The organism is Azoarcus sp. CIB, assembly GCF_001190925.1.
In the GTDB taxonomy this organism is placed as follows: Bacteria; Pseudomonadota; Gammaproteobacteria; order Burkholderiales; family Rhodocyclaceae; genus Aromatoleum.
The window spans coordinates 4,456,093-4,470,001 of record NZ_CP011072.1 but is presented as its reverse complement, the minus strand read 5'-3'; the positions used below and the strand labels follow the sequence as shown (position 1 = coordinate 4,470,001).

The following is a 13,909-nucleotide window of genomic DNA, read 5'->3' as shown; positions in this document are numbered from 1 at the left end:
AATCCAGGAGATGATGGAGACAAACATGGAAGTCCAACAGGCAGCATCACAAGTACAGGTGATGGGCATCGATGCCGGCGGCACGATGACCGATACCTTCTTCGTGCGGGAAGACGGCCGCTTCGTCGTCGGCAAGGCACAGAGCAACCCGGGCGATGAGTCGCTCGCGATCTACAACTCCTCGGTGGACGCGCTGGCCCACTGGGGCCGGGAAGTTGATGACGTTTATCCCGAACTCGTCACCTGCGTGTATTCCGGCACCGCGATGCTGAACCGCATCCTGATGCGCAAGGGCCTGGACGTGGGCCTGATCTGCAACCGCGGCTTCGAGCAGATCCATTCGATGGGGCGCGCGCTGCAGAGCTATCTCGGCTACGCGCTGGAAGACCGCATCCACCTGAACACCCATCGCTACGACGAGCCGCTGGTGCCGGTGTCGCGCACCCGCGGCGTCGCCGAGCGCACCGACGTGCAGGGCCGGATCGTGATTCCGCTGCGCGAGGACGAGGTGCGTCAGGCCACCCGCGAATTGGTCGAAGCCGGATCGCAGGCGATCGTGATCTGCCTGCTGCAGTCGCACAAGAATGAAACGAGCGAGCAGCGGGCGCGTGACCTCGTCAAGGACGAGCTGCAGAAGTTGAAGGTGGACATCCCGGTGTTCGCGTCGGTGGATTACTACCCGTCGCGCAAGGAAAGCCACCGCATGAACACGACGATCCTGGAGGCCTATGGCGCGGAACCGTCGCGTCAGACGCTGAAGAAGGTCAGCGACCGTTTCAAGAAGCACGGCGCGAAGTTCGATTTGCGCGTGATGGCGACGCACGGCGGCACGATCTCGTGGAAGGCGAAGGAACTGGCACGCACCATCGTCTCCGGCCCGATCGGGGGCGTGATCGGCTCGAAACTGCTGGGCGAGTACCTGGGGGACGAGAACATCGCGTGCTCGGACATCGGCGGCACCTCGTTCGACGTCGCGCTGATCACCAAGGGCAGCTTCGCGATCAAGTCGGATCCGGACATGGCGCGCCTGGTGCTGTCGCTGCCGCTGGTGGCGATGGACTCGGTGGGCGCGGGCGCGGGCAGCTTCGTGCGTCTGGACCCGTACAGCAAGTCGATCAAGCTCGGTCCCGACAGCGCCGGCTACCGCGTCGGCACCTGCTGGCCGGAAAGCGGACTCGACACGGTGTCGGTGTCCGACTGCCACGTGGTGCTGGGCTACCTCAACCCGAACAACTTCCTCGGCGGCGCGATCAAGCTCGACGTGCAGCGCGCACGTGACCATATCAAGGCGCAGATCGCCGATCCGCTGGGACTGTCGGTCGAGGATGCGGCGGCCGGCGTGATCGAGCTGCTCGACCTGACGCTGTCCGAGTACCTGCGCGCCAACATCAGCGCGAAGGGCTACAACCCGGCCGAGTTCACGTGCTTCTCGTACGGGGGCGCCGGTCCGGTGCATACCTACGGCTACACCGAAGGGGTCGGCTTCAAGGACGTGGTCGTGCCCGCGTGGGCCGCCGGCTTCTCGGCTTTCGGCTGCGCGTGCGCCGACTTCGAGTACCGCTACGACAAGTCGGTCGACCTCGGCGTCGCCCAGTTCGCAAGCGATGCGGACAAGGCGGCGGCCTGCGCGAGCCTGCAGGACGCGTGGGAAGAGCTGGCAGTGAAGGTCATCGACGAGTTCGTCATCAACGGCTACAAGCCGGAAGACGTGCTGCTGATCCCCGGCTACAAGATGCAGTACATGGGGCAGCTGAACGACCTGGAAATCGTGTCGCCGGTGTCGACCGCAGCGACGGCGGCCGACTGGAACCAGATCATCGAGGCCTTCGAGAACACCTACGGGCGCGTCTATGCCAACTCGGCACGGTCGCCCGAACTCGGGTTCTCGGTGACGGGCGCGATCCTGCGCGGCATGGTCGTGACGCAGAAGCCGGTGCTGCCGGAAGACGTGGATTGCGGCCCGATCCCGCCCAAGGAAGCCTATCTCGGCACCCGTCCGTTCTACCGCCACAAGCGCTGGGTCGAGGCCGCGCTGTGGAAGATGGAATCGCTCAAGGCCGGCAACCACATCGTCGGGCCCGCGATCATCGAATCGGATGCCACGACTTTCGTCGTGCCCGACGGCTTCGAGACCACGGTCGACAAGCACCGCCTGTTCCACCTCAAAGAAGTCCGGTAGCCGTCCGGGCCGTACCGGGACGACCGGCGCCCCGCGCAGGGGCGGGACTGGAGCCGTCCCGGGGGCCAACCATCATCGAGGAGACCCATCATGAATATGTTGAGCAACAAGGAAGTCGGCCTCGCCGACCTGCTGAAGAACGGCCAGACGCTGAAGCAGTTCCGCGACGGCATCATCGAGCGCACCAAGGCGACTGGCTACTACAACGGCCAGGAGAAGCTGGAATTCCGCGACAGCGACCCGATCGGCTACGAGAAGCTGTTCTCCAAGCTGCGCGGCGGCCTGGTGCATGCCCGCGAGACGGCCAAGAAGATTGCCGCGAGCCCGATCGTGGAGCAGGAAGGCGAACTGTGCTTCACGCTGTACAACGCCGCGGGCGACTGCGTGCTGACCTCGACCGGCATCATCATCCACGTCGGGACGATGGGCGCGGCGATCAAGTACATGATCGAGAACAACTGGGAGGGCAACCCCGGCATCAATCCCGGTGACATGTTCACGACCAACGACTGCGCGATCGGCAACGTGCACCCGTGCGACATCGCGACCATCGTCCCGATCTTCTGGGACGGGCGCCTGATCGGCTGGGTCGGCGGCGTCACCCACGTGATCGACACCGGCGCAGTGACGCCGGGCTCGATGTCCACCGGCCAGACGCAGCGCTTCGGCGACGGCTACATGATCACCTGCCGCAAGACCGGGGTGAACGACGAGCCGCTGCGCGACTGGCTGCACGAGTCGCAGCGCTCGGTGCGCACGCCGAAGTACTGGATCCTCGACGAGAAGACCCGCATCGCGGGCTGCCACATGATCCGCGAGCTGGTGGAAGAGGTGATCCGCGCCGACGGCATCGAGGCCTACGAGAAGTTCGCCTACGAAGTCATCGAGGAAGGCCGCCGCGGCCTGATGAGCCGCATCAAGGCGATGACCCTGCCGGGCAAGTACCGCAAGGTCTCGTTCGTCGACGTGCCCTTCAAGCACGAGGACGTGCAGGTGTCGAACGCCTTCGCCAAGCTCGACTCGATCATGCACTCGCCCTGCGAGATGACGATCAAGCCGGACGGCAAGTGGAGGCTGGACTTCGAGGGCGCCAGCCGCTGGGGCTGGCATACCTTCAACGCCCACCAGGTGGCCTTCACGTCCGGCATCTGGGTGATGATGTGCCAGACCCTGGTGCCGACGCAGCGCATCAACGACGGCGCGTACTACGCGACCGAGTTCCGCCTGCCCAAGGGCACCTGGTGCAACCCGGACGACCGCCGCACCGGTCACGCCTATGCCTGGCACTTCCTGGTCTCCGGCTGGGCGGCGCTGTGGCGCGGTCTCTCGCAGTCCTACTTCAGCCGCGGCTATCTGGAAGAGGTCAACGCCGGCAACGCCAACACCTCGAACTGGCTGCAGGGCGGCGGCATCAACCAGGACGGCGAGATCCACGCGGTGAACAGCTTCGAAGCCTCGAGCTGCGGCACCGGCGCGTGCGCGGTGAAGGACGGCCTGAACCACGCGGCGGCGATCTGGAACCCGGAAGGCGACATGGGCGACATCGAGATCTGGGAGATGGCCGAGCCGCTCCTGTATCTCGGTCGCAACGTGAAGGCCAACTCCGGCGGCTACGGCAAGTATCGGGGGGGCTGCGGCTTCGAGACGCTGCGCATGGTGTGGAACGCCCAGGACTGGACGATGTTCTTCATGGGCAACGGCTTCATGAACAGCGACTGGGGAATGATGGGCGGCTACCCGTCGGCGACCGGTTATCGCTTCGAAGCTCACAAGACGGGTCTGGAGCAGCGCATCGCGATCGGTGACTCGTTGCCCCTGGGCGGTGACCTCGATCCGACGCGTCCCGACTACGAGCGTCACATCGACGCGACGGCCGTGGTCAAGCGCGACAAGCAGTGCATGACGACCGAGGACTGCTACGACAACCACGACCTGTACCTGAACTACCTGCGCGGCGGGCCCGGCTTCGGGGACCCGATCGATCGCGAGCCGAAGGCGATCGAGAACGACCTCAACCAGAAGTTCCTGCTGCCGGAGTACGCGCAGAAGGTCTATGGCGCGGTCTTCACGCAGGACGCGAAGGGTGCGTTCGTGGTGGATGCGGTGAAGACCGCCGCCCGTCGTGCCGAAATGCGCAAGGAGCGGCTCGCCCGCGCCCTGCCGACGCGCGAGTGGATGAAGGAGGAGCGCGAACGGATCATCAACAAGCACGCGGCCGTCCAGGTGCAGCACATGTTCGCGACCAGCTTCGCACTGTCGGAGAAGTTCACGAACGAGTTCAAAGCCTTCTGGAGCCTGCCGGAAAGCTGGCAGCTGCTGGAGACCGAGCTCGGCGTGCCGACCTACGGCTCGAAGCACCGCATGGACCTGTCCCTCCTGCCCGACGTCACCACCGTCGTCCAGGTCGAAGAGTAATCACCGAATCCAGGAGCTGGAAAATGTCTACCTACACCAATGAACAGGTCGCCCACCTCGTCGAAGGCTCGCTCGACTGGGAAACCACCTTCCGCATGCTGTCGATGCCCAAGGACAACAGCCGCTTCGAGCAGTACCTGAAGGCGCTGCAGGCCAAGGTCACCTTCCCCGACAAGATCGTGCTGCCGCTGGGGCCGCACCTCTACATCGTGCAGTCCGCGAAGACCAAGCAGTGGGTCACGATGTGCGACTGCGGCCACGAGTTCGGCGACTACCGTGAGAACTGGAAGCTCAACGCGGCGATCTACGTGCGCGACACCGAGGAGGCGATGACCGAGGTGTATCCCAAGCTGATGGCGCCGGATACGCAGTGGCAGGTGTACCGCGAGTACTACTGCCCGACCTGCGGGACGATGCACGACGTCGAGGCGCCGACCCCGTGGTACCCGGTGATTCACGACTTCGAGCCGGACATCGAAGCGTTCTACAAGGAATGGGTCGGCATGCCCATCCCTGAAAAGGCGGCCTGAGCCGTCCTCGCCGGGCGGTAAGCCCGGCGCCTGCGGGCCGGTGCCTCCTTTGCGGGGCACCGGCCGGGGCCCTCCGCGGGCCCGACGGAATTCCCGGATCAACCGACACCCATGCGGGGCGAACGCCCTGCAGGGACTCGGCTACGCAAAAAAACGAAAGTCACGCGCCGTGCGACGGCGTGGAGGAGAGAGTGATGCTGCGTCGATTGAGGAAATATGGAGGCGGCGCCCGCGGCGTCGTCACGTTGATGACGTCGTCCGCACCGCTGGTCATCGTCGGCGGCCTGCTGTACGCCGGGCTGTTCGTGAAGGCCGAGGCGGTCGTGCAGAAGGTCGAACCACCGGCGATCGAGCGGCGCGACAGCTTCTACGGCGTCGCCGCCCCGGACGACCGTGTCGTGTGGGCGGTCGGCTCCGGCGGCAAGATCGTACGCAGCGAGGACGGCGGCCAATCCTGGACGCGCCAGGCGTCGAGCACGGACGCGAACCTGCAGGGCATCGCCGCGTGGGACGAACAGGGCGCGATCGCGGTCGGCAATAACGGCGTTGTCGTCGTGACCGCGGATGCGGGGCGCACCTGGACGCGCGCCGAGATCCCCGCGAGCAGCAATCCGAACAAGCTTTTCCGCGTGCGCATCGCCAACGGTGCGGCCTGGGCCGTCGGCGAATTCGGTGCACTGCTGCGCTCCGACGACCGGGGCACCAGCTGGACGCGGGTACTTCCGGAAGAAGACCGCGCATGGAACGACATCACCTTCGTCGGCGACGCCGGCTGGCTGGTGGGGGAGTTCGGGGCGCTGATGAAGAGCGCCGACGGCGGCGCGACCTGGGACACCGTCGAGATGCCGAACAAGGTCAGCCTGATGAGCGTCGCTTTCCGTGATGCGCAGCACGGCGTGGCCGCGGGTCTGGCCGGCGCGCTGCTTGTGACGGTCGACGGCGGTGCGAGCTGGCAGCAGGTGCCGGCCTTCACGCGCGAGCACTTCTACAGCGTGGTGTGGGACGAGGGCCGCTGGCTGGCGGTGGGCGACAAGGGCGTGATGGCGACCGCCCTGCCCGACGGCGGTCAATGGCAGCTCGGTCGCGTCGCGGAAGGCGACGTGTCGTGGCGCACCCAGGTCGCACGCGCCGGTTCGCGCTACTTCCTCGCCGGCAGCAACCTCGCCGTGCTCGACGACGGCGCGCTGCGCGTCGCCGGCCACCAGCGCATGTGAGGGGCCGAGGATGAAAAACACGACATTCGGCAAGGTCGACGCGGCCTTCGCCTTCCTCATCCGCTTCCGCGCGCTGGTCGTCGCCGCGGTCGCCCTCGTCACGCTGGCGATGGGCTATCAGGCGAGCCAGATCGAGGTGAAGACGGTCTTCAGCGACCTGCTGCCGCGCAACCATCCCTACGTCGAGGTGAACCAGCGCTTCAAGCAGACCTTCGGCGGCTCGAACATGGTCAGCATCATGCTCGAGGTCGAGCAGGGCGACATCTTCAACCCCGTCGTGCTGGGCAAGGTGCAGAAGCTCACCGTCGACCTGCAGCAGGTCGAGGGCGTCGATACCTACCAGATCATTTCGCTCGCATCGAAGAAGATCAAGGAGGTGCGCGCCTCGACCGAGGGCGTGGAATCGCGGCCGCTGATGTGGCCCGATCTGCCGCAGGGCGAGGCGGGACTCGCGGCGCTGAAGGCCGCCGTGCTCAACAACCCGCTGGTCTATGGCCCTTACGTGTCGACGGACCTGAAGGCGACGCTCGTCACGCTCGACTTCAGCGACGGCAACATGGACTACACGCGCGCCTTCAACCAGCTGATGAAGCTGGCGGACGAGGCGGAGGGTGACGGCGTGCAGGTCCGCATCGTCGGCGAGCCGGTGCTCTACGGCTGGGTGAATCACTACCTGCACGAGACGCTGACGATCTTCTTCATCGCGGTCGCGGCGCTGGTCGTGCTGCTGTGCCTGATCACGCGGACCTGGCACGGCACGGTGCTGCCGCTGCTTGCGGGGCTGGTGAGTGCGGTGTGGGCCCTCGGCGCCGCTCGCCTGATGGGCTTCCACCTCGATCCGCTGGTCGTCGTCGTGGCCTTCCTGATCACCGCGCAGGCGATCTCGAACTCGGTGCAGCTCATCGCGCGCTTCGACGACGAGACGCGGCAGGGCACTCCGAGCGCCGCGGCCGCGGCACGGGCGAGCGCGCGCAACCTGTTCAAGCCCAGCATGCTCGCGATCGTCGCGGATGCCGGCTGTGTGCTGGTCGTCGCGCTCACGCCGATCCCGCTGCTGCAGAAGATCTGTTTCATCGGCACGGTGTGGGTGCTCACGATCGCCGTCAGCGCGCTGGTCCTGACGCCGGTGATGCTGTCGTGGTTCGGCTCGCGCCAGCGCTTCATCCACCCGGTGAACATCAATCCGCTGCTGATGCGCATCCTCGGGCTGTGCTCGGCGATCGTCACGACGAGGTGGCGCTACGCGGTGCTCGGGATGGCGGGGGCGGTGTTCGTCGTGTCGGGCCTGTACGCGTTCAACCTCAAGGTGGGCGACGCGAACCCCGGCTCGCCGATCCTGTGGCCGGAGTCGAGCTACAACCGCGACGCCGCCGAGATCAACCGCCAGTTCCAGGGCTCCGACCGCATGTTCGTCGTCGTCGCCGGAAAGGAGCCGGGGGCGCTGCGCGAGCCCGAGGTGCTCTCGAGCATGACGCGCTTCCAGAAGTACATGGAGGCCCAGCCCGAGGTCGGGGGCAGCATCTCGCTCGCCGACATCCTGCCGCAGGTGAATCGCGTTCTGCGTGAAGGCAATCCGATGTACCAGGAGCTCGGCAAGAGCGCGGAAGAGAACGCCGAGCTGATGTACATGTTCGTGTCCGGGTCCGATCCGGGCGACATGGATCGCTACGCCGACGCCGACGCGAAGAACGGCGCCGTGACGCTGTTCTTCCGCGACCACCAGGGCGAGACGATCCGCACCGCGGTGGCCCGGGTGCGCGACTACGTCGAGCAGAACCCGGTGAAGGGCGCGGAGTACCTGCTCGCGGGCGGTCTGGTCGGCGTGCTGGCGGCGGTGAATGAGGTGATCCTCGCCGGGCAGATCGAAGCCATCGCGCTCGCGCTGCTGGTGCTGGTCGTGTGCTGCACGGTCACCTACCGCTCCACGGTCGCGGGGGTGTTCTTCATGATCCCGGTGCTGCTGTCGAACACGATCACCTTCAGCTACATGGCGTGGCAGGGCATCGGCATGAACATCAACACGCTGCCGGTGGTCGCGCTCGGGATCGGTCTGGGTGTCGATTACACCTTCTACATCGTCGATGGCATCCGCGAGAACCTGCACCGCTCGCACAACGTCGAGCGCGCCATCGTCAATGCGCTGATGGGCCCGGGCAAGGGCGTGCTGATCACGGCGATGACGCTGATCACGAGCGTCGTGCTGTGGCACTTCTCGTCGCTGCGCCTGCAGGCCGACATGGGGGTGCTGATCGCCCTGTGGCTGTTCATCTCGGCGTTCAGTGCGCTCTTCATCATGCCGGCCCTCGTCTATGTGTTCCGCCCGGAATTCATCGTCGGCAGCAAGCGCCGTCCCATCGAGCAGGCCGAACCGGTGCTGGTCGGCTGACTCGGCCGGGCGCGCCAGTTCCTTGTCGCGCCCGGCCGTGACCCCTTCAGAGCAGTGACAAAACCAAAAGGAGCGAGGAGATGAGGAGCAAGGGAGTAACGAAGATCAGGGCATCGGTGCTGGTAGTGGCCGCAGCCCTCGGCGGATTCGCAGTCAGTCCGGCATGGAGCGCCGACTCTGCGGGCAACTACGAGATCGCGGCCTTGCAGGGCAGCGACACCGGAGGCGCGTCCTGGGCGGCGGACGACTTCAGCTTCAACCTGTCCGGCTACGCGCGCGGCTGGGTGTCGGTGAACCTGGAGGACCAGCCCGAACTCAAGGCGATCGGCGAAAAGAGCAAGGGCAAGCTGTCGATGGTGCGCGGCTCGCTGCTGCTCGACGCCGACGCGAAGACCGGGGCGATCAAGTGGAAGGCGATCGGCCGCGTCGATCGCGAATACAAGACCGACTACCTGAAGGACCTCGAGCGCCTGCGCGAAACGAACGGCACGGACCAGGGCGGCCACGCGAACAGCATCCTCGACAACTATAACCGCGGCGAGATCCGCGAGTTCTGGGCCGAGATCCCGCTGGGCGAGCGCGTCACGGTCAAGGCCGGCAAGCAGCAGCTGGTGTGGGGCGAATCCGACTTCTTCCACGCGATGGACCTCGTGCATGGTTACGACCTGTCGTGGCGCCTGTTCTTCGAGGGCGAGAACGAGGAGTGGCGCAAGCCGCTGACGCTGATTTCGACCAAGATCCGCGTGCCCGAGGCCGACGGCATGCTGGCGGCCTACATCCGCCCCGGCGTCGACCGCTGCCAGGACATCGGCAATACCTACGATATCCAGGGCGGGCGCTGGTTCTTCCAGCCCTACCGCGGCTTCGACCTCACGGCGGTCACCGACAAGGACTGTGATCACCCGTCGGGCGACTACCGCGATGTCACCGGCGGCGTGCGCTGGTCGGGCGAGGCCCTGGGCCTGAGCTATTCCTTCGCGTGGCTCACGACCTTCTCGGCGGATCCGGTCGCGAACTCTGCGTTCAAGCCCTACAAGAAGACGCCCGAGGGCGCGGTGTTCGACCGCATCCATCCACAGATCGATGTCTACGGCATGACCGTCAGCGGCTACAGCTCGACGCTCGACGCCGTGCTCAGCGCCGAGATGGCCTACACCAAGGACCAGCCCTACAACATCGGCACCGGCGCCTTCCTCAACCCGACCGTGCCCGGCAACGTCGGCATCGGTCTGGGCGGCGTGAAGCTCAAGGACACGCTGACGACGATGCTGCGCATCGACAAGGACCTCGACCTGCGAGGCATCTTCGGCACCTCGCGGCCCTCGTTCTCGTCGATCCAGCTGTTCGACACGCAGGTGCTGAACTTCAAGGAGTCCGACGACCTCGTGCGCCTGTTCGCGTACGGCACGCCGCTCACCGAGCACAACACCATCCTCACCGCCTTCACGACGCTGAACTACCGCAACGACACCATCAACCCGGGTTTCGCGATCGGATTCGACCTCAGCCACGGCGGCGGTTTCGCGATCCCCAGCCTGTCGCTGACGCTCAACGACGAATGGCTCGCGCGCATCGAGGCGGACATCTTCTGGAGCGGCAACCGTTCGAACAAGGTGGCCTTCAGCGGCCAGCGCTCCCAGCTCTTCGGCTACTTCGAAAACGCCAGCCAGCTCGTTTTCCGCTTGACCCGGCAGTTCTAAAAAAGAGGAGACACACCATGCACAAGCAACTCCGACCCGCCGCCCGTCCCTCGGTGCGGCAACTTGCGACCGGCAGCGCCCTCGGCCTGATGCTCCTGCTCGGCGCCCACGGTGCGAACGCCAAGGTGCTCGAGCCCGGATTCATCATCACCAAGGACAACCTCGCGAGCGTCAAGGAAGACACCTTCGAGGGCAAGACGATCGGCAGCATGATCCCCGAGAAGCTGGAGTGGATGATCACGAACTACGGCCTGACCATCAAGATCGCGCACTCGAAGAAGATCGAGATGGACCCGAAGTACGTCGAGGCGACGAAGAAGTGGTCCAAGGACGTCAAGTTCAATCCGGCCGATCGCACGATCAGCGGCTGGAAGGCCGGCATGCCGTTCCCGCCCGAGACGATCAAGATGGACGACCCGAATGCGGGCGACAAGGTGATCTGGAACCTGCGCGCGGCGACCTATGGCGCGACGATGGATCTGCGTGACATCGCCTGGGTGTTCCTCGACGCGAAGAAGGGCTACGAGCGCGTGCAGGCCTTCCAGTCGCGCCGCTATTACATGGAAGGGCGGCTCGACGGCGGCCCGGTCTCGGTCGGCGACGGCGACATCTCGCAGAAGACCTACTTCGTTGCGCACTACCCGCAGGACATCCGCGGCCTGGGCACCTTCTCGGTGCGCTACAACCAGCCCGACTCGGCCAAGCCCGACGATTCGTACGCCTACCTGAAGTCGGTGCGGCGCACGCGGCGCCTCTCGGGCGGCGCATGGATGGACCCCATCGGCGGTACCGACCAGCTCTACGACGACTGGGACATCTGGGACGCGTGGCCGACCAAGTACACGCAGAACAAGCTCGTCGAGAAGCGCTGGGTGCTCGCGATCGCGCACAGCCCGGAGATCAGCGTCGACATCACCCAGCCGTGGAGCGAGCCGCAGAAGCGTTTCCCGCGCATCAACATGGCCGAGCCGCCGTTCGCCAATCCGGCCAAGGACGTCGAGTGGGAGCCGCGCGAGGTGTACGTCGTGGAAGGCACGCCGCCCGCCGAGCACCCGTACAGCAAGAAGGTCGCGTACATCGAGGTCGATTTCCCGCGTCCCTACCTCGGCTATGCGCTCGACCGCAAGGGCGAGTTCTGGAAGATGTTCATCTTCCAGAACCGGCCTGACACCGGCGACGACGGCTACAAGGCGGTGATGCCGGTCGTCGGCCACATCATCGACGTCAAGCGCGGCCACGCGACCAACTGGTCGTCGAACATGAAATCCAATCCGAAAGGCGTGAAGGACACGGATGTGGCGCTGAACGTCCTCGAGGAAGTCGCGACCGGGGCGGGCAGCCGCTGACGCCGCCTCCGCCTGCGCCGGCGCCGAAGTCTCCCCTTTGGTCCGCCCCTGCCCAACTCGGGGGCGGACACTTTTCGCACGGGAGCATCCCGGGGCTGACGCCGGCGGAATCGCACTACTGAGGACTCCGACATGCAGACATATCAGGCCACGGGCTGCGACTGGGCCCAGACGCAGCTCGCGCGCTTCATCCAGCACCACGGCGACCACGATCTCGACGCCCTGCGCGAACGCGCGGCGCGCGAACCGGCGCAGTTCTGGGACCAGGTGCTCGAGGCCATCGACCTGCGCTGGGTGACGCCCTACGACAAGACGCTCGATCTATCGGGCGGCGTCATGTGGCCCAAATGGTTCGTCGGCGGGCGGCTGGACCTCGTCGACAACCTCGTCGGCAAGCACGCCCGCGCGACGCCGACGAAGATCGCGATCCGTTGGGAAGGCGACCGCGGCGAACTGCGCACGATCAGCTACGCGGAACTCGCCGCCGAGGTCGAACGCGTGGCCGCGGGCCTGCGCGCGTTGGGCGTGGGCGAGGGCGACCGCATCGCGCTCTACCTGCCGATGATCCCCGAGGCGGCCGTGATGATGCTCGCGGCGACGCGCATCGGCGCGATCTTCATCCCGTTCTTCTCCGGCTACGGCGCGGATTCGGTCGCGCAGCGCGTGCAGGACTGCGATGCCCGGCTGCTGGTGTGTGCAAACGGCTACTACCGCCGCGGAAAACGTGTCGACATGCTCGCGGACGCCCGTGCCGCGGTGAGGGAATGCCCTTCGCTGCGCCACCTCGTCGTCGTCGACCGTCTCGGTACCGGCCTCAGCGCGGAAGCCGGTACGCCCGGCGACTGCATCGAGTTCGACTACCGACGCCTGCCCACTTCGGTATCGATCTGCCCGAGCATGTCGTTTCCCCCGGACCAGACCCTGATGTTGATCTACACGTCGGGCACGACGGGCAAGCCCAAGGGGGTCGTGCACACGCACGCCGGATTTCCGGTGAAGGCCGCGCAGGACCTGCAGATGGCCTTCGACCTGCGCGCGGACGACACGCTGATGTGGGTCACCGACATGGGCTGGCTGATGGGGCCGTGGATGGTCTACGGCGGCCTGATGCTGGGCGCGACCCTGGTCTTTTACGAAGGCACACCCGACTACCCCGACGCGGGCCGCCTGTGGGAGGTCGTCGAACGCCATGGCGTCACGCACTTCGGCCTGTCGCCGACGCTCGTGCGCCTGCTGATGGCGCATGAAGGCAGCATTCCGGCGCCGCACTCGATCGCGACGCTGCGGGTATTCGGCTCGACGGGCGAGGCGTGGAACGAGGCGCCGTGGCTGTGGCTGTTCGAAGAGGTCGGCCGCGCGTGCCGTCCCATCATCAACTATTCGGGCGGCACCGAGATCGGCGGCGGCATCCTCGCGTGCTTCCCCGGCCTGCCGCAAAAGCCCGGCTCGTTCAACGGTGCCATCCCCGGCGTCGCCGCCGACGTGCTCGATGCCGAAGGCCACCCGGTGCGCGGCACCGTCGGCGAGCTCGCGATCAGGCAGCCCTGGCCCGGCATGACCAACGGCTTCTGGCACGACCCCGAGCGCTATCGCGACGCCTACTGGTCGGTGTGGCCCGACGTGTGGGTGCATGGCGACTGGGCGCGCGTCGACGAGGACGGCCACTGGTTCGTGCATGGGCGCAGCGACGACACGATCAAGGTCGCCGGCAAGCGCGTCGGCCCCGCCGATTTCGAATCGGCGCTGGTGTCGCATCCACTGGTGGTCGAGGCGGTTGCGGTCGGCGTGCCCGACGCGATCAAGGGCGAGGCGGTCGTGTGCTTCGTCACCGTCGCGGACCGCGAGCTGGCCGGGCGTCCGTGGGACGAGGTGGAAGCCGAGCTCGTCGAGCACGTCGGGCGTCAGCTCGGCAAGCCGCTGCGGCCCGCCCGCGTGCATCGCGTCGATGCGATCCCCAAGACCCGCAACGGCAAGACGGTGCGGCGCGTGATGCGCGGCGCCTACCTCGGCACGGGCCTTGGCGACCTGTCGTCCATCGAGAACCCCGACGCGATCGCAGCCGTCGGCGCGCTGGGGCAGACCCGCCCGGTGGCGGCCCAAGCACCGGCCGATTCGCTGCCTACCTGATTCACACACGAG

Annotated in this window: 8 protein-coding genes; all 8 read left to right on the top strand. The window is 66.3% G+C overall.

Features of this window, described 5'->3' with window-relative positions; genetic code table 11:
- Positions 1-25 precede the first annotated feature (25 nt).
- The 8 genes from AzCIB_RS20010 (at position 26) to AzCIB_RS19975 (ending at position 13,897) form a co-directional block, all read left to right on the top strand.
- Positions 26-2,179, top strand: coding sequence for a hydantoinase/oxoprolinase family protein (locus tag AzCIB_RS20010; protein ID WP_050417508.1), 2,154 nt, complete (start codon positions 26-28; stop codon positions 2,177-2,179).
- A gap of 90 nt (positions 2,180-2,269) precedes the next feature.
- Positions 2,270-4,594 carry a hydantoinase B/oxoprolinase family protein gene (locus AzCIB_RS20005; protein WP_050417507.1) on the top strand — a complete coding sequence of 775 codons (2,325 nt, stop codon included), beginning with the start codon at positions 2,270-2,272 and terminating at the stop codon, positions 4,592-4,594.
- Between the two features lie 23 nt (positions 4,595-4,617).
- Positions 4,618-5,124, top strand: coding sequence for an acetone carboxylase subunit gamma (locus tag AzCIB_RS20000; protein WP_050417506.1), 507 nt, complete (start codon positions 4,618-4,620; stop codon positions 5,122-5,124).
- Positions 5,125-5,318: 194 nt separating this feature from the next.
- On the top strand, positions 5,319-6,338 hold the full coding sequence (locus AzCIB_RS19995; protein WP_050417505.1) for a WD40/YVTN/BNR-like repeat-containing protein: 1,020 nt from the start codon (positions 5,319-5,321) through the stop codon (positions 6,336-6,338).
- 10 nt (positions 6,339-6,348) lie between these two features.
- Complete coding sequence (locus AzCIB_RS19990) at positions 6,349-8,724, top strand: efflux RND transporter permease subunit (RefSeq protein WP_050417504.1); 2,376 nt, start codon at positions 6,349-6,351, stop codon at positions 8,722-8,724.
- Between the two features lie 80 nt (positions 8,725-8,804).
- The gene (locus AzCIB_RS19985) at positions 8,805-10,424 is read left to right on the top strand and encodes a DUF1302 family protein (protein ID WP_157058540.1); all 1,620 of its coding nucleotides are present in this window, start codon (positions 8,805-8,807) and stop codon (positions 10,422-10,424) included.
- A 17-nt stretch (positions 10,425-10,441) separates the two neighbouring features.
- Positions 10,442-11,770: a DUF1329 domain-containing protein gene (locus tag AzCIB_RS19980; RefSeq protein ID WP_050417503.1), complete on the top strand. Its 1,329-nt coding sequence runs from the start codon at positions 10,442-10,444 to the stop codon at positions 11,768-11,770.
- 132 nt (positions 11,771-11,902) lie between these two features.
- Positions 11,903-13,897 carry an AMP-binding protein gene (locus AzCIB_RS19975; RefSeq protein ID WP_050417502.1) on the top strand — a complete coding sequence of 665 codons (1,995 nt, stop codon included), beginning with the start codon at positions 11,903-11,905 and terminating at the stop codon, positions 13,895-13,897.
- Positions 13,898-13,909 lie beyond the last annotated feature (12 nt).

What these genes read in the sequence shown, in the direction of transcription:
- AzCIB_RS20010 (WP_050417508.1), top strand. Translation starts at nt 26, where the DNA reads ATGGAAGTCCAACAGGCAGCATCACAAGTACAGGTGATGGGCATCGAT.
- AzCIB_RS20005 (WP_050417507.1), top strand. Translation starts at nt 2,270, where the DNA reads ATGAATATGTTGAGCAACAAGGAAGTCGGCCTCGCCGACCTGCTGAAG.
- AzCIB_RS20000 (WP_050417506.1), top strand. Translation starts at nt 4,618, where the DNA reads ATGTCTACCTACACCAATGAACAGGTCGCCCACCTCGTCGAAGGCTCG.
- AzCIB_RS19995 (WP_050417505.1), top strand. Translation starts at nt 5,319, where the DNA reads ATGCTGCGTCGATTGAGGAAATATGGAGGCGGCGCCCGCGGCGTCGTC.
- AzCIB_RS19990 (WP_050417504.1), top strand. Translation starts at nt 6,349, where the DNA reads ATGAAAAACACGACATTCGGCAAGGTCGACGCGGCCTTCGCCTTCCTC.
- AzCIB_RS19985 (WP_157058540.1), top strand. Translation starts at nt 8,805, where the DNA reads ATGAGGAGCAAGGGAGTAACGAAGATCAGGGCATCGGTGCTGGTAGTG.
- AzCIB_RS19980 (WP_050417503.1), top strand. Translation starts at nt 10,442, where the DNA reads ATGCACAAGCAACTCCGACCCGCCGCCCGTCCCTCGGTGCGGCAACTT.
- AzCIB_RS19975 (WP_050417502.1), top strand. Translation starts at nt 11,903, where the DNA reads ATGCAGACATATCAGGCCACGGGCTGCGACTGGGCCCAGACGCAGCTC.